Origin of the sequence: Mesorhizobium wenxiniae (assembly GCF_002284535.1) — a bacterium.
GTDB lineage: Bacteria > Pseudomonadota > Alphaproteobacteria > Rhizobiales > Rhizobiaceae > Mesorhizobium > Mesorhizobium wenxiniae.
Genome location: NZ_NPKH01000014.1, coordinates 40,234 through 55,273 on the forward strand (window position 1 = coordinate 40,234; position 15,040 = coordinate 55,273).

Genomic DNA, 15,040 nt, shown 5'->3' on the forward strand with positions numbered 1-15,040 from the left:
TCCGCCTTCCCGGTGCGATGGAGCCCGTTACGCGACCCGGCATCCAGCACCACTCCTGCGAGCATCCTGGCTGCGGCAAGAATGCCGGCTGGGGCTTTGCCAAGCCAAGGCAGACCCCGCACTGGTTCTGTTACGAGCACCGGTCCGACGGCGAGCGATATCTTTGAGGGAGTCTGGATGATCAGACCGCCAAGACGACAGAGCGAATACGCGGACCGTGACATCGATTGCCAGGAAGCCATGGGAGCCGGGGTTTCAGGCCATTGTCGATTGCATGCTGGAGGCAGGTTGGACCCGCGGAGAAATCATGCGCTCGCTGCGCCGGCTGATCGCCGCCGACAACATGACGCAAAAGGAAAACGCCAAGGTCGAGGCACAGCTAGCGATCGCTCGCGCCATGATGCGTGCCGGCCGGCCTCTCTAGTCCTCATCCCCGAAACCCAGCAGCGTCGCATGGCGCAGTGGCTATGGTCGCCGCGAAGATTGACTCGCAAAACCGCGATTCAATTGCCATGCTCTTAATCAGTTTCGGAAAATTTTAACCAATCGTTGACCGCGCTGTCCCAGAATAGGACGGCGCGGTCTTTCCCCAAGGGGCTGCGCAGGCGGCTCCGGCAATTCGCCAACCCGCGCTACTGTCGGAGCCGCTACCACACTCTCTAAAATACCAGCAATGGTTGAATCAACTGTTACCGCACGTGGTTTACAGTGCGCTTTCCCAGTCGTTAGACTTTGACGGAACAGGGCCTCGCCTTGTTGACGCTGAGACAGTCCATCTCAGCGAGGAACCATGGAAGCCCAAGAGAACATCCGCAACGCCTGGGCCGCCCTCAAAGTGGTTCGCATGGCTATTGAACAGACCGCTGGTGTACTGCCGAGCGAAAGAAGCTGTCCTGCTGCTCTATGGTCCCGAGCCGGTCCACGAGGCCGAAGCGCTCGCCAAAGCCATCATTGAACCTTTCGAGCGGCTAACCACGCCGGCCAAGCCGGCGTCGTGATGGACGATCGCGTCGAGGATGGCCTCTGCGATGGCGCGGCGTCAAGTTCTGCAAAAAGAGGGGCGGCCGGTGCTTGGTGCGGCTTGGCGCAGAGCGAGCTTCTTGCTCGCCACGTCCGAAGACGTGCGGCGGATCAGCCTTTTTCGCCGAGCTCCTGAAAGCCCTTTCGAATGGCTTCGATCAGCATCGCTGTCGAGTAGGGTTTCTGAACCCACCCGAGTGGTCTTGCCGCTTCGGCCCGAAGCTTTACGTCGGGGTCAGCGTGCGCTGTCGCAAAAATGCATCGTATACCGTAATCCCGGTATAGTTCCAACGCCGCATCTATTCCGTCCCGCTTGCCAAGCAAGCGGATATCCATCAGGGCAATCGCAGGCCGAGCCGAACGCGCAATTGTGATGGCCGCATCGGCTGTGATGGCTATCCCAGCCAGCACGAACCCGGCCTCCTTGAGGCCTGCCTCGACGTCAAGCGCAATCAGGTAGTCGTCTTCGACGATCATTATGGATGGCTTGCCGGAAATTCTCGCTTCTGAACCGATCTCATCTTCTCTGGAGAAGACCAACCGAGGTCTGACAGTCCCGCTGGATTCGCCTGTTCGGCTCGTCTCAAATATTGCCGTTCTTGACTTCAATGCCGTTCTCTCCCGGAGCCTGAGAAAAAATCACCACGCAACGAGACGGATCTCGTGCCACTTCCAACGTTCCACGAATCTGTCCGGCCAAACCCTCAACGAGCCGCAAGCCCGACGAGGAATGACGCACGGCACCCAGATCGAAACCTGGACCTTCATCCTCGACCGTCAACACCTGCTTTCGACCATTCTGCCTAATGCCAACTCGAATGGTCGCGCTTGCCGTGGCCGTTGAGCCATGTTTGACCGCGTTGATCAAAAGCTCATTGATTATAAGGGCAAGCGGCATCGCGATATCGTTCGGCAATTGGATGGGATCGGCGCTGCAAACTAATTGAATGTTCGCTGGAAACATGGGCTTCGCGGTTTCGCAGATCGCCTCGAGGAACAGCGGTGCGCTGAAATTGGAGGCGTCTGGCGTGTCATAGAGTACGCGTTGGGCCGCAGCCATGGTTGCGACCCGTTTGCTTGCCTCCTCCAGCGTCTTGCGGGCTTCGGAATTTTGGCTCTCCCTCGCCGCCACCGAAAGCAAGGACTTCAACATCATCATGTTGTTTTTAACGCGATGGTTGAGTTCGTTGAGCAGGACTCGCTGTTGCGTTTCGGCTTGCTTGCGCTCGCTTACGTCAACCAGCATGTTAATGCCGCCAATGATTTTCCCAGCGGCATCACGCATCGGCGTCGGATAAGGAATGAACGGAATCCGGGTGCCGTCCGGCCGCTCGGCGATCGCCTCAACTCCCCGAACCGGTCGCCCTTCGCGAAGAGAAACAGCCATTGGGCACTCGTCGTGAGGAAGCGGCGTTCCGTCGGGCCAATAGAGCTTCCAGGTGACGCACCATTGATCACTGCCGATCTCCGGTGTGCGGCCCGCGAGGTGGACCGCGGCTTCATTGAAATATGTGATCTTGCCGTGCTGATCGGTTGTATAGATTGCAGCGGGGATGGCGGCGAGCAAATCCTGAAGGTGGCGTTGACTGTCGCGCACCTCTGCTTCGGCGATTTTTTGCTCAGTTATATTCCGAGCAATTTTGGACGCGCCCACGATACGGCCCGTTGCGTCTCGCACCGGCGATATTGTGAGAGAAATATCCACCAGAGACCCGTCCTTGCGGCGCCGGATCGTTTCGAAATGATCGACAAGCTCACCGTTGCGTATGCGGCCCAGAATTAGCGGTTCCTCCGGTAGTCGGTCCTGGGGGATGATTATGGTGATGGGCTTGCCTACTACCTCGGAGGCTGAATAGCCGAACAGGCGCTCAGCACCCCGGTTCCATGTTAAAATGATCCCATTCAAATCCTTGCTGACGATCGCGTCATGGGAAGACTCCACGATCGCCGCCAGCCTTTGAGCGGCATTTTCGCCCTTTATGCGCTCAATGCCGAAACCGAGCTGACGAGCAATGTTCCGGGCCACTTCAATCTGCTCTTCCGAATAATTCTGCGGCTGATCGAAGTAGGCCATGAACTTGCCGAGGAGTCGTCCACCTTCCATAATTGGAACGAAGCAAACCGCGCGTATACGTTCAGCCCGGATTGCCTGTTTTAACTGTTCCGGAAAATCCGCTTTCTCTGTATCGCCGACACAGATGGGCTGCGGATTTTGGCTCTCCGTTGACCAAGGCGAGTGTCCTTCTACCGCAAGGCGATAAGTATCCGATAAACCGCGCCAAGCCTCAAACTTCATGTGCCCGTTGTTATCTAACAGCAGTATCGAAGCACGCTGGCATTGGAGCGCGCGTTGGATTGCATCGAGCGCCGGCTCATAGATGTCCTCTCGCGTGCGTGCATGCTGCAGCATTTCCGTGAATTGATGTATCGCGGCCTGTTGCTCGGCCCGTTCGGCAAGCGCCGCCTCAATCCGCTTGCGCTCGCTGATATCGTGCTGCACCCGTACGGCATAGCGAAACTGCCCGTTGCCGTCGTGAACGCTTGAGGAATTCACAACAGCCCAAACAATTGACCCATTCTTGCAGACAAACCGCTTTTCCATCGTGTAGCTGTCAATCTCGCCAGCCACTTGCCGTCGATACTTTTCGCGATCTGCTTCAGCGTCGGCGGGAAAGGTGCAATCGAAAATGGATCGTCCAATCAGCTCTTCCGGTGTGTAGCCCAATAGTTTGCATAGATGGGAATTTACCCGCAACAACTGGCCTTCGGCGTCTGCTTCCACGATTCCTGTGCCAGCGTTCTCATAAGTGATGGCAAGCCGCTGCTCCTGTTCGAGTACCAACTCTTGCGCCTTAGCCTTTTCGGTCACATCGATGGTGATACAGCGCGTATTGAGGAAGCGGTCGCCTGCTGCGCGAACGTTGGATGTTATTTCTACCCAGCGGATCGAACCATTTTTGGCGCGCAACCGTGCGCGGTAGTGTTGAACTTGCTCCCGCCGGGCCAAGCGGTTCAATATGTCTTCAATCGCTTCCGAATCCGCATGAAATTCGCGAATGTTGCGGCCAACATATTCCTCGGCCCTATATCCCAACATTTCCAGCTCTGCACGATTGGCGCGCAGGATGGTCCCGTCTTTCCCCACCAAGTGAAGTGCGAGTGCGGCATTCTCGAAGAAATCTTCAAACTCATTGGTGAGGACGGGATCCGAAACCTGGAACTCGCAGCCCCTCTCGTCCAAGAGCGATCCTGCTTCACCAAGATCATCAGGAAAAAAAAATTGTTTCATGTATTGCCCCCTCCCAAACGATCAGGAATGTTTGGAGCTAAGAAAAGTTCCCAGAAAACTCGGTCTTCGATTAGCCCCAGGCTGTTTTCAATATCACGTTGCGAAATGTTTAGGCGGTCATTCCCGCACCGCGTCCCTCCCCGCGTAATCGCGCCACTTCGAACGACACGATGGCGCAGCATTGCGGTCCTTTGGGCGATTACGCAAAATACACCCGTGTCGGAGGGTAAACTGGGTACTCCGTCGCGAGCCGCCGGAGGGACCATATGAGGCTCAAGTTTAACGAGGCCCGGGGGCGTGTTTACGTCTAGGGAGTATCTCCAATGAAAAAGCTGACTACGACCACATAGTTTTTGCAGCTGTTGCGCTTGCCACGGGCAGCGCTTTTGCCGGCAGCGACCACTATGGTTCAGACCGCGTCAATCAGCCGGCCGCGCCTGTTGGCCCGACCATTTCCGCCCCGACGACAACATACTTACGGGGTCGATCCGCACGCTGCTCACGGCTGGGCAGGGCAACGGCACCACGACGGAGCAGACGCAGTCCGGCTCCCCCGAATGCGGCCAAGAGGTTCGGGGGCGGCGCTAAAATGTGTGAAGATGGCTTTGACACCGTTATGACAAGGCCGTGACAAGGGACGGGATATCCATCCCCGTCCGCTTCGAGACGCTTATTTGCAGTGGCGCCGGCAACTCCATCCTCCGCAATGGCCTGCGTGGCCGGCCCCTCTAGTCCGTCGCTCACGCGAGCTTTTATGCAAGGCGATCACCGAGACCATCGAGCGGCTAGAGGGCGGCGACAGGGATCAGCCAACTACGCCCGCGTCATGATGAACGATCGCGTCCAGGATCGCCTCATGAACGCCGCCGGTGTCTTCCTCTATCTCGGTTCTGCTAATTCCGAGAGACTTGGCGTCGGCGAATAGTTTATGTGCCAGTTCACTGACCGAGATCACATCGGCCCGCACGATAGCGGGCAGGTTGTTGCTAAGCCACTTATAAAAGAAGTTCGTGCCGCGTGTGCTCATGGGCCTGATAAGTCGCGCCAGATCAAACGGTTCCATTAGCGCAAAGCAATATTAGCTTTCGTTACCTAAACCCAGCAGCGAGGCCTGGCGCAGCTTGTGCTCGCCCCTGAGGTGCTTGATGCGCAGCTTCAGCCCCGGCTGGACCCAAGCGTCGCCGGCCGTTTCTTCATGCCCCTGGGCGGCGGCCCGGCATGTTCAGTGACCCGCTTCCACAACCGTTCGCGGATGTCGATGGGCAAGGTGATGAAGGCCGACCCGACATATCTGCGGGTGTCCGGCTCGGCCAGCAGCGCAAACGCCGCCTTGCCGCTCTCGCGCTGCACGCCGAGCAGCTCGAGCTCGCTGACGACAAAGCTCTTGGTCTTCAGCCATTGCCTGGTTTCCCCGCTGCGGTACTTGCTGCCGCGGCGCTTCGAAACCATGCCTTCCATGCCTGCCTTATCGATCAGGTAGAACAGCGCATCCGATTCCCCCGGCATCGCCTCGCTGAACTGGATCCGCTCGCCCGGCCTGATCAGCCCGTGCAGGATATCGCGGCGCTCCTCGACGCCGAGGTCGGGCAGGTCCTGGCCGTTGAGGTGGAGCAGATCGAAGGCGACGAGATAGAGATCGTGCTGGCGCTGGGTGATCGCCTTCTGCAGGGACGCGAAGTCGGGCAGGCCGGCTTCGTTGGTAACGATCGTCTCGCCGTCGATGATGGCGTTGTCGAGGCCGAGCGCCCTGGCGGCCTCGATCAGGCCGCGCAACTTGCTCGACCAGTCGATGCCGCTCCTGGTGTAAATGCGGACATCGTCGTCGTTGATGACGATCTGCGAACGGTAGCCGTCGAGCTTGACCTCGTGGATCCAGTCACTGCCGGAAGGTGGCTCCGGCACCTGGGTCCGCAGCATTGGCGGAATGAACGACAACCTCCCTTCGCCGGAACGCTTACGCACGCATATTGGAACCTCACGCCACTGACGCGACTCAAGGCACGAAAGACGATTCAGTTCCGGAACTTTTTAGCAAAATTGAATGTTTGGCGGGGATGACGAAGCTATCCGACCTCGGCCCGCCGATCACCGTCACGCGCCACGGGGACCCGCCCAAGAATGAAGGCGACCATTTTTATATCTGTCCGATCTGTGAGCAGCCGGTCGACATGCGGGATCTCAGGCAAGTGATCTGGCATGATAAGCCGGTGCATGATCGGCTGGAAATGGACGCCTAGGGCATAAAAGCCCGCGCCTGCTGGGGAGAGGACGCGGGCTGATCGGGAGGACGCCGATCGCAGCATGTACCTACGAAAACATGCTGCAGGTGACCAAACTGTCGTCTCGAGCCTTTGTTCCATACGCAAGAAACCCGCCGCACCTTTCGGCACGGCGGGCGAGAGTCCTCACTCGTTCACCAGGCACAGGGGTGTGAGCGGGGGGGTGTGCCCAGTGCGCAGAAACTACGCACCCCGCCGGCGTACGTCTACCAACCGGCAGTAGTTACGGCTGCTCTGGCGTCAGCGCTCAAGCCCGCCGGCGTGATGATGAATTCCACCGACGGCGCCGAAACGACGATCGGCTTCGTCAGCTTGTGCCAGAGATTGCAGGCATAGGAGAAGCGGGCATCATAGCGCGCCTTCCCCACTTCGCAGCCAAGGGGATCGTGACGGAACGCCGGTAGGTCTCCCGACCTTCCGGTGGATAGCCTTCGATGAGCGAGCGACGGTCGACTGATAGGTGGACGGGACATGGATTGTCCCTTCGGAAGCGGTCACGAAGCGCTCGACCGTAGCTGCACAAACCCGGCTCTGGAGAATCGTATATTGGAGATCGAGGACACCTCCCTGCGGAACCTCCGGCGTCAGGACAGCCTGTTCGAACGCGAGCGGCGGGTCCCTGTCCAGCGCCGATGAAACCAGGACGGAAAGGCCGACGCCCGCGAGAGCGGCCGTGATGGAACACCGCGGCCACCGGCACGTCGACTGCGCCAGAAGGCATTCCATGACCGCTTCAGGATCAGTGCTTGCCTCCGGAGGATGCAGCCGCTGTTGCCGGGTCCGAAGAGGGCTGAGTGATGGCACGCTCCGTCAAAGAGTGGATCGGCAGGAACGACAATACGAAGGCGCCCCCGTGTGTCTGCCAGCGCGTGTTCGACCGTGACAAAGGCATCTGCCATTTCTGCGGCCAGCCGATCCAGCCAGGCCAGAAGGTCGAGACAGACCACATCAAGGCGCTGATCAACGGCGGCGAAAATCGCGAGAGCAACCTCGCCCCGATCCACAAGAAGCCCTGCCACGCGATTAAGACCGCCGCTGACGTTGCCGACAAGGCCAAGGTCGCCGCGTGCGCAAGAAGCACATCGGCATCACCAAGGCCGCCGGCACTCTCTCCGGCCGTCAGTTCCCCAAACCCGAGAAGCCCCAGCGCGAGGCCAAGGCGATGCAGCCTCACCGGTCGCTTTACATCGCGAGGACAGCACCTTGAGCGAGTCACCAAAGCTGCTTCCATGCCCATTTTGCGCGGGCGATCATGTTACGGACAGATATGTCCGGGATGGCCAGCAGATGTTTTGCCTAGGCTGCGGAGCGTCTGTCGCGCCAAGCTATCACGGCCCAACAACGACACGCTCGAACGCGCACGCGCCGCATGGAACCGCCGCGCCGCCGACCACATAGCCAAGCTCGAAGCTGACATCGCCGAGTTGCGCGCCGGGTCGATCAAGTTCGCAGCGGCAAATGCGGCACTCGGAGCGCGCATCACGGAGCTGGAAGCTGAGAACGCTAGGCTGGTGGCAGCTATTATTGGCCAAATGGCAAAGACAGCCCGATTGAAGGACTGCTACTCGGAGACTTTCCAGACGAAAAATCGATCACAATTACCGCGCCGCTTGGAGAATTCCCGACGCGCCCGCGAAGCCCTCGCTCGGCAGGTAGGTGGCAGATGAGCGCGCCTGTCAGAATCCAGCTTTCGCGCCGCAAGGGTTGGCGCCTGCCAACACCGTCAAGGTGGACCGGTCGACGAAATGGGGCAATCCGTTCCTTGTCGGCAATTCAGGCGGCGTCTACAGTTGATCGTCGGCATGCATGGCAGCTATTTGCCAGCATAGCACCTGACACACCGCAGTTGGTGGCTGCGGCAAAGGCCGAGTTGCGCGGCAAAAATCTCGCGTGCTGGTGCAAGGCAGGCGCCCCTTGCCACGCCGACGTGCGCTCAACATTGCCAACACCGCCGTGCGGGCGAAGCGGTGAAGCGCGCTTCCGCAGTCTTGCCCGATAGCCTGCCGCCCGTCGGCATCAACCGCGAACAGGCGGCCGCGCTGATCGGAATCGGCACCAGCTTGTTCGATCGCCTTGTCGCGGCGGGGAAAATGCCGGAACCGCGCACGATCGCCGGCCGGCTGATCTGGGATGTCGAGGAGGTCGCGGCGGCGTTTCGCGCCCTGCCTCACCGATCGGAACCGATCGTGCCGCTTGACGGCACCCATGGAGGTGTGAACCCATGGGGCTGATGCCGAAGGAATTTGCCCAAGCGGCAAACTTAGCCCCAAATTGCTGGCGCGGCGATCGGTCATCGGATGAGATCTGCGACAGCAAGTTCAAGAACAGGAAGCGCAGCACGCTTCCGTTCGCGCTGATGGAGCGCAAGCACGTGCTCGAGATCCGCGACGAACTGCGGTCGACGCCAGGCGCTCAGAACGACATCGTCAAGGTCATCTCGGCGATGTTCGGTTGGGCCGTCGACAATGCTGTTGCTCCGTAAATCCCGCTCTCCGGATCAAGCGTCTCTACTCCGGCGACGGCTTCCACTCATGGACGGTCGAAGAGTTCGAGACCTACAAGAAGCGGCACCCGAGCGGAACGAAGGCGCGCCTCGCACTCTATCTGGCAATGTTCACCGGCTTGCGCCGAGAGGACCTCGCCATCGTCTGCAGGCAGCATGTGAAATCTGGATGGCTGACGATCAGGCCCGGCAAGACCGAGAAGCGAACCGGCGTCGTCGTCGAGCTGCCTTCCTGCCAATACTGCAAGACGAGATCGACGCCGGCACGGCCGGCGCGCTGACCTTTCTCGAATCGGAATGGAAGCGCCCTTTACGGTCAACTCGCTCGGCAACAAGATGCGCGACTGGTGCGACCAGGCCGAACTGCCAGAGTGCTCGCTGCATGGCTTGCGCAAGCTCGGCGCCACCATCGCGGCCGAGAACGGTGCGACTGACGAAGACCTGATGGCCATCTTCGGCTGGGTCACAAAGGCGCAGTCGACGCACTATACCAAGAAGGCGAGGCGCAAGCTAATCGCCGGGCGCGCAGCCCACAAACTGCTCTTCACCGCGGAACAAAAAATGGACGAAACTGTCCCACCGGTTGAGGTGGTTGAAGAAAGTGGGACAAAAACAGGCGAAAAAGCGAATAAAATCAGTGCTTGAAAAAGCAGGTGGTGCCCCTAGCCGGGATCGAACCAGCACTCCTTGCGGAACTCGATTTTGAGTCGAGCGCGTCTACCAATTCCGCCATAGGGGCTCAGGCCGGGCGGCCTGGATTGGCGCGGACTATACGGTTGGAGGCCTGTTCGTCAACTGGCCAATTCCCGACATGCTGCCTTCGCTCAACCCCAGCCTTCGATTTCGTGAAGCTGCGGCCATTGTGCGGCGCGAAAAATCTTTCTAGACAGGCAGCGCATTGCGTCGCGTCTCGAGAGATTCATGTGGCGCGCTTTTGGTCTTTGTTTTTATGCATTGTTATCCCAAAACCGCTGCGCATTTTGGGCGACGTGCATTAGGAGTACCGATGCTTCGCGGACTTTACGACTGGACCTTGTCGCTGGCGGCAAAGAAATCCGCCGAATGGTGGCTGGCCTTCATCGCTTTCGTTGAAAGCTCGGTGTTCCTGGTGCCGGCCGACGTGCTGTACCTGCCGATGGCACTGTCGCGGCCGGATCGCGCCTATCGCTACGCGCTGGTCGCCACGCTGGCCTCCGTTCTGGGCGGCATCGCCGGCTGGTACATCGGCCACTATGCCTACGACACGGTGGCGAAGCCGATCCTCGAATTCTACGGCAAGTATGACGACTTCGAGGCGCTGCGCGTCTCGTCGGGCATCGGCTTCATCATCCTGATGCTGATCACTTCCGGCCTCGCCCATCTGCCGCCGATCAAGGTGGTGACGATCCTGTCCGGCGTCATCGGCGTCAATCTCCTGCTGTTCATAGTGTTGGCGATCGTGGCGCGCGGCGCCCGCTTCCTGTTCCTCGCCTGGCTGCTGCGCCGCTATGGCGAACCGATCCGCGAGTTCATCGAAAAGCGCCTTGGCATGATCGCGGGCGCCGCCGCCGCTGCCCTGATTTCGCTCTATATCGTCGTCAAATACGCATTTTAGAGCTTGATCCCGAAAGTGGGAACCGGTTTTCGGAAACATCATGCTCAATAAGAAGGCTAACGGCAGATCGATGACAGTGACCGTGAATGCCGACACTGAACGCCAGCGTATGCGGACGGCGTTGTTTCTCGCCGCCGCCATGGCCGCCACCGTCGGTTCGGCGCTGGCCTTCCAGCACCTCGGCGGCTACATTCCCTGCAAGCTTTGCCTGGAGCAACGCACTCCCTATTACATTGGCGTGCCGCTGATGCTGCTGGCGGCGCTTGCGTCGACATTGCGCGCCCCCGCATCGCTGACACGCGGCCTGCTGACCGTCGGCGGCCTGCTGATGGTCTACGGCGTCTATCTCGGCGTCTATCATTCCGGCGTCGAATGGGCGTGGTGGCCGGGGCCGACCGACTGTGCAGCGGCTGCCGGACCGGTCGACACCGGCGGCAAGGGCGTGCTCGATGCGCTCGACAGATTCGTCCCGCCCTCCTGCGACAAGGCGGCTGTACGCATCCTCGGCCTGTCGCTGGCCGGCTGGAACGCCATCGCCAGTTTGGTCCTGGCCGTCATCGCCTTCCGTGGCGCCTTTGCACGGGACTAACTAAGCAAACAGGTTCGGGCTGCCTCAGACCTGCTCGACACCAAGGATGTGCATCGGTCCGTGCTCTCCCAGATATGCGGCCAGACAGTCCCAGAATTCGTCGAGCAGGGCCATGCCGTCGGCATCGAAGTTATTTCGTGCGATTAGTAGAAGTTTCCCATTGGCATAAGTGCAGCTAGGCCGCTCGTGCCAAGTCCGATGGATGCGAAACTCTTGCTCAATGTCGATGGCAGCTTGCGGACCTGAACCCGGCGCGACGTCAAGGCACTCGATCATGATCTTGTACATGCGTCGGCCAAGCTGCCTCAATGTTTGACGCCGACCCTACGGCTCCAGTTCGACATCCCAGTACAGATAATCCATCCAGCTTTCATGCAAATGATTGGGCGGGAACAGGCGGCCATTGTTGTGCAGATCTTGCACCGTCGGTTGATACGGCTTCTGCAGCGGCCACATCTTGGCGTGCGCCGGCATCATGCCGCCCTTCCTCAGATTGCACGGCGAGCAGGCGGCGACGACATTCTCCCATGTCGTCGCGCCGCCGCGATGGCGGGGAATGACATGGTCGAAGGTGAGATCCTCCGGCGTGCCGCAATACTGGCACTGGAAACGGTCGCGCAGGAAGACGTTGAAGCGGGTGAAGGCCGGATGCCGCGATGGCTTCACATAGGCCTTCAGGCTGACGACGCTCGGCAGTTTCATCGAGAAGGTCGGCGACGACACGGCGTGCTCGTATTCGGCGACGATGTTCACCCGCTCGAGGAACACCGCCTTGATGGCGTCCTGCCAAGACCAGAGCGACAGGGGGTAATAGCTGAGCGGACGGTAATCCGCGTTCAGCACCAGTGCTGGAAGCCCATCCGGAGATACGGCAACCGTCACGTCATTGACCTCCTTGGTTCAGCGCATGACCCCGAAAATCGGATCAGATTTTCAGAAAGGATCATGCGCAGCTTCAAAAGTCCTACAGCGTCATTGCGCATCCAACTGGATGCGCGGCGCTGCAACCTGTCGGCGCGGATACTGTAAGCCCGACATGACAGGGATGTGAAGCGGCTTGTCGATCAAACGCCACGCCAAAAGCGCCTGATTTCAATGCTTTTTTGCGAATTCAGGCCGGAGGCGCGGCGTCCCTGCCTTTCAATTCGCGATAATAGGCCCAGAAAAGCCGCGATGCGACACCTCGCCATGGGCTCCATGATTCGGCGAGCTGGATCAGCGTTTTCTCGGGCGGACGCGGGTCGATGCCGAGCGCGTGGCCGACCGCGCTCTGCAGGGCAACGTCGCGTGCCGGGAAGACATCGGGGTGACCGGCGGCGAACAAAAGATAGACTTCCGCCGTCCACGGGCCGATGCCCGACACCTTGGTCATCGCCGTGATCGCATCCGTGGCGTCGAGCAAGCAGAGATGATCGAGGTCGAGGCCCTCGACCACCGCCTGGGCCACGGCGATCAGGCCGCGCTGCTTCGGCCGCGACAGTCCGGCCTCGCGAAACATGGCTTCGTCGGCGGCAAGGATCGCTTGCGGCGTCAGCGGATCCACCAGTTTTCTCAGCCGCCCGAAGATGGCGTCGGCGCTGGCGCGGGAAACCTGCTGCGAGACGATGATCGAGGCAAGGCTTCTGAACCCCGGCTCGGAAAGCCGAAGCGGCACCTCGCCGGCCATGCCGCGCACCTTTGCGAGACGCGGGTCGAGCACGCAGAGTGCGTCCAGCCCTTGTGCGATGTCGTCTAGCGTGGCGATACGTTGCATGTCTGCTTGTTCCCAGCGCAAAATGTCAGATGTAATCAGGCGCAAAGTAGCAATTGGCGAAAGCGCCGCACAACCCGATTGCCGCCGAACGATGACACTCCTGACATTCCGCTTCGCACCGAGCCCGAATGGCGAACTGCATCTCGGCCATGCCTATTCGGCGCTGCTCAATCAAAAATTGGCGAGAGCAACCGGCGGGCGCCTGTTGCTGCGCATCGAGGACATCGACTCGACGCGCTGCACGCCGGAATTCGAGGCCGGCATTTTTCGCGATCTGAAATGGCTCGGGCTCGGCTGGGAAGAACCGGTGCGCCGTCAGTCGGATCATTTCGCGGACTATCAGGCGGTGCTCGACCGGCTGATCAGGGAAGAGCTCGTCTACCCGGCCTTCATGAGCCGTGGCGAAATCCGCGCCTTCATTGCCGCCAGCGAAAAGCGCGGGCGCGACTGGCCGCGCGACCCGGACGGCGTGCCGCTCTATCCCGCCGTCGACAAGGCAATGCCGATGAGGGAACGCCAGCGTCGAATTGCCGAAAATGCGCCTTTCGCCTGGCGGCTCGACGTCGATGCTGCGATGGCGCGCGTCGGGACGGACCTGTCATGGCTGGTATTTTCGGATGAGCGGCTTTCCGCAACACGCACGGTGCATGCTCGGCCGCAGGACTGGGGCGACGTGATCGTGGCGCGCCGTGAAATCCCGACCAGCTATCATCTCGCCGTCGTCGTCGACGACGCGCTGCAGGGCGTCAGCCATGTCGTGCGCGGCCAGGACCTCCATTCCGCCACCGGCGTGCAGCGCCTGCTCCAGGAGATCCTTGGCCTGCCGCAACCAAGCTACTTCCACCATCGTCTCGTCCTCGGCCCGGACGGACGAAAGCTGTCGAAGAGTCTTCGGGATACCGGCCTTGCCGCCTTGCGCGAGGCCGGCGCATCGCCGGCCGGCCTCAGGCGGCTGATTGGGTTCTAGATCGGCGCATACGACCGCAAATATGAGCGCACCCTTCAATTCGGATGAGCCTATGGATCAACCGTTTGGTTTTGCTTGCTAGGTTGAACCGCATTACAGCAGTCGCGACACTCAACCCTCACCGATCACGCGGCAGCCTCCCGAAAATGCACAGCATCAAGCGGTTCATCCCCGCCTCCTTTGTCGTCCTGTGGGCGACCGGGTTCATCGGTGCGCGTTACGCCATGCCATGGGCCGAGCCATTCACCTTCCTGGCCGCGCGCTTCGTTCTGGCAGCCGTCCTCTTGGCCGCCTTGATGGCAGCACTCGGTTCCAGGCGGGCGACCCGCGCGGAAGCGTTGCACGCGACCGGCGCCGGCATCCTGATGCATGGCGTCTATCTCGGCGGCGTGTTCTGGGCCATCAACAGGGGCATGCCGGCCGGGCTTTCGGCCTTGATCGTCGGGCTGCAGCCGCTGATCACCGCGGTGATGGCCGGCCGATTTCTCGGCGAGGCCATCCTGCCGCGCCATTGGGCCGGTCTCGGCATCGGTCTGGTCGGTGTGGTCATTGTGCTCTGGCCGAAGCTCGGTGCGCTCGGCGGCGGCGTGACGGCCGAGACGCTGGCCGCCTCGCTCGTCTCGGTGCTCGGCATGAGCGCCGGCACGATCTGGCAGAAGCGCTTCGCCTCCGGCGGCGATCTCGTGGCGGCCACCAAATGGCAATATGTCGGCGGCGCATCGGTGATGGTCCTGGCCTCGCTCGCCTCCGAGACGCGAACGGTCGTCGTCAACGGCGAGTTGATCTTCGCCATGGCATGGTTGGTGCTGGTGCTGTCGATCGGCGCCATCTTCCTGTTGATGGTGATGATCCGCGACGGCGAGATGTCGAAAGTCGCTTCGCTGTTCTATCTGGTCCCGGCGGTCACCGCGGTCATCGCTTGGGTATTGTTCGGCGAACAGTTGAACCTGGTCCAGATCGTCGGCATGGCGATCGCGACGCTCGGCGTCGGGCTGGCAACCGCTCAGCCGACCAAAGCATGATCCCGAACCGAAGGTCAGCGTAGC

The 15,040-nt window shown here is 60.4% G+C and carries 21 protein-coding genes and 1 tRNA gene; 13 read left to right on the forward strand and 9 right to left on the reverse strand.

Going from position 1 to position 15,040, the window contains the following annotated elements:
- Window positions 1–851: 851 nt before the first annotated feature.
- Complete coding sequence (locus tag CIT31_RS05335; protein WP_245316118.1) at window positions 852–998, forward strand: hypothetical protein; 147 nt, start codon at window positions 852–854, stop codon at window positions 996–998.
- Window positions 999–1,131: 133 nt separating this feature from the next.
- Here the strand turns inward: CIT31_RS05335 and CIT31_RS05340 are convergent, their stop codons facing one another.
- The 4 genes from CIT31_RS05340 to CIT31_RS05360 all read right to left on the reverse strand — a co-directional run bounded on the left by CIT31_RS05340 (window position 1,132) and on the right by CIT31_RS05360 (window position 6,271).
- Complete coding sequence (locus CIT31_RS05340; RefSeq protein WP_095517771.1) at window positions 1,132–1,497, reverse strand: response regulator; 366 nt, start codon at window positions 1,495–1,497, stop codon at window positions 1,132–1,134.
- A 106-nt stretch (window positions 1,498–1,603) separates the two neighbouring features.
- Window positions 1,604–4,309 carry a PAS domain S-box protein gene (locus CIT31_RS05345; protein ID WP_095517772.1) on the reverse strand — a complete coding sequence of 902 codons (2,706 nt, stop codon included), beginning with the start codon at window positions 4,307–4,309 and terminating at the stop codon, window positions 1,604–1,606.
- An 805-nt stretch (window positions 4,310–5,114) separates the two neighbouring features.
- Entirely contained in the window at window positions 5,115–5,336 is a 222-nt protein-coding gene (locus CIT31_RS05355; RefSeq protein ID WP_029353267.1) for a DUF768 domain-containing protein, read from the reverse strand.
- A gap of 128 nt (window positions 5,337–5,464) precedes the next feature.
- Window positions 5,465–6,271 (reverse strand): ATP-dependent DNA ligase, encoded by an 807-nt coding sequence (locus CIT31_RS05360; RefSeq protein ID WP_342586905.1) that lies wholly within the window; start codon window positions 6,269–6,271, stop codon window positions 5,465–5,467.
- A gap of 92 nt (window positions 6,272–6,363) precedes the next feature.
- Between CIT31_RS05360 and CIT31_RS05365 the strand changes: the two genes are divergently transcribed.
- Window positions 6,364–6,546, forward strand: coding sequence for a hypothetical protein (locus tag CIT31_RS05365; RefSeq protein WP_095517773.1), 183 nt, complete (start codon window positions 6,364–6,366; stop codon window positions 6,544–6,546).
- A gap of 248 nt (window positions 6,547–6,794) precedes the next feature.
- Here CIT31_RS05365 and CIT31_RS34100 read toward each other — a convergent pair whose 3' ends face one another.
- Window positions 6,795–6,956 carry a hypothetical protein gene (locus tag CIT31_RS34100; protein WP_165778359.1) on the reverse strand — a complete coding sequence of 54 codons (162 nt, stop codon included), beginning with the start codon at window positions 6,954–6,956 and terminating at the stop codon, window positions 6,795–6,797.
- Window positions 6,957–7,385: 429 nt separating this feature from the next.
- Here CIT31_RS34100 and CIT31_RS34945 point away from each other — a divergent pair, with 429 nt between their 5' ends.
- Genes CIT31_RS34945 through CIT31_RS05395 form a run of 7 tightly spaced genes read left to right on the forward strand, consistent with a single transcriptional unit; the run spans window position 7,386 to window position 9,736 of the window.
- A complete protein-coding gene (locus tag CIT31_RS34945; protein WP_245316119.1) occupies window positions 7,386–8,255 on the forward strand; it encodes an HNH endonuclease in 870 nt (289 codons plus the stop codon).
- Window positions 8,245–8,382 (forward strand): DUF4326 domain-containing protein, encoded by a 138-nt coding sequence (locus tag CIT31_RS35855; RefSeq protein WP_342586906.1) that lies wholly within the window; start codon window positions 8,245–8,247, stop codon window positions 8,380–8,382. Before CIT31_RS34945 ends, CIT31_RS35855 begins: the two co-directional genes overlap by 11 nt.
- Window positions 8,351–8,587 carry a DUF4326 domain-containing protein gene (locus tag CIT31_RS05380; protein WP_342586907.1) on the forward strand — a complete coding sequence of 79 codons (237 nt, stop codon included), beginning with the start codon at window positions 8,351–8,353 and terminating at the stop codon, window positions 8,585–8,587. Before CIT31_RS35855 ends, CIT31_RS05380 begins: the two co-directional genes overlap by 32 nt.
- On the forward strand, window positions 8,556–8,819 hold the full coding sequence (locus CIT31_RS05385; protein WP_206073333.1) for a helix-turn-helix transcriptional regulator: 264 nt from the start codon (window positions 8,556–8,558) through the stop codon (window positions 8,817–8,819). The genes CIT31_RS05380 and CIT31_RS05385 overlap by 32 nt, the downstream gene beginning before the upstream one ends.
- Entirely contained in the window at window positions 8,810–9,070 is a 261-nt protein-coding gene (locus tag CIT31_RS05390) for a hypothetical protein (RefSeq protein WP_095517775.1), read from the forward strand. The genes CIT31_RS05385 and CIT31_RS05390 overlap by 10 nt, the downstream gene beginning before the upstream one ends.
- Window positions 9,040–9,372, forward strand: a complete 333-nt coding sequence (locus CIT31_RS33755; RefSeq protein WP_133116116.1) for a site-specific integrase — start codon at window positions 9,040–9,042, stop codon at window positions 9,370–9,372. The genes CIT31_RS05390 and CIT31_RS33755 overlap by 31 nt, the downstream gene beginning before the upstream one ends.
- 16 nt (window positions 9,373–9,388) lie before the next feature.
- Window positions 9,389–9,736, forward strand: coding sequence for a site-specific integrase (locus CIT31_RS05395; RefSeq protein WP_206073334.1), 348 nt, complete (start codon window positions 9,389–9,391; stop codon window positions 9,734–9,736).
- Window positions 9,737–9,745: 9 nt separating this feature from the next.
- On the opposite strand, the gene CIT31_RS05400 is transcribed toward CIT31_RS05395, so the two are convergent.
- Window positions 9,746–9,830, reverse strand: a tRNA-Leu gene (locus tag CIT31_RS05400).
- A 267-nt stretch (window positions 9,831–10,097) separates the two neighbouring features.
- Here CIT31_RS05400 and CIT31_RS05405 point away from each other — a divergent pair.
- Together CIT31_RS05405 and CIT31_RS05410 are read left to right on the forward strand one after the other, a co-directional pair.
- Window positions 10,098–10,685: a YqaA family protein gene (locus tag CIT31_RS05405; protein WP_095517776.1), complete on the forward strand. Its 588-nt coding sequence runs from the start codon at window positions 10,098–10,100 to the stop codon at window positions 10,683–10,685.
- Window positions 10,686–10,755: 70 nt separating this feature from the next.
- On the forward strand, window positions 10,756–11,274 hold the full coding sequence (locus CIT31_RS05410; protein ID WP_095518092.1) for a disulfide bond formation protein B: 519 nt from the start codon (window positions 10,756–10,758) through the stop codon (window positions 11,272–11,274).
- A 24-nt stretch (window positions 11,275–11,298) separates the two neighbouring features.
- Here the strand turns inward: CIT31_RS05410 and CIT31_RS05415 are convergent, their stop codons facing one another.
- The 3 genes from CIT31_RS05415 to CIT31_RS05425 form a co-directional block, all read right to left on the reverse strand.
- On the reverse strand, window positions 11,299–11,562 hold the full coding sequence (locus tag CIT31_RS05415; RefSeq protein WP_095517777.1) for a hypothetical protein: 264 nt from the start codon (window positions 11,560–11,562) through the stop codon (window positions 11,299–11,301).
- 36 nt (window positions 11,563–11,598) lie between these two features.
- Complete coding sequence (locus tag CIT31_RS05420) at window positions 11,599–12,156, reverse strand: HNH endonuclease (RefSeq protein WP_095517778.1); 558 nt, start codon at window positions 12,154–12,156, stop codon at window positions 11,599–11,601.
- Window positions 12,157–12,385: 229 nt separating this feature from the next.
- Window positions 12,386–13,027, reverse strand: coding sequence for a DNA-3-methyladenine glycosylase family protein (locus tag CIT31_RS05425; RefSeq protein WP_095517779.1), 642 nt, complete (start codon window positions 13,025–13,027; stop codon window positions 12,386–12,388).
- 91 nt (window positions 13,028–13,118) lie between these two features.
- Here CIT31_RS05425 and gluQRS point away from each other — a divergent pair, with 91 nt between their 5' ends.
- Together gluQRS and CIT31_RS05435 are read left to right on the forward strand one after the other, a co-directional pair.
- Window positions 13,119–13,994, forward strand: coding sequence for a tRNA glutamyl-Q(34) synthetase GluQRS (gluQRS, locus tag CIT31_RS05430; RefSeq protein WP_095517780.1), 876 nt, complete (start codon window positions 13,119–13,121; stop codon window positions 13,992–13,994).
- A 146-nt stretch (window positions 13,995–14,140) separates the two neighbouring features.
- Window positions 14,141–15,016 (forward strand): DMT family transporter, encoded by an 876-nt coding sequence (locus CIT31_RS05435; protein ID WP_095517781.1) that lies wholly within the window; start codon window positions 14,141–14,143, stop codon window positions 15,014–15,016.
- Window positions 15,017–15,040: the final 24 nt, after the last annotated feature.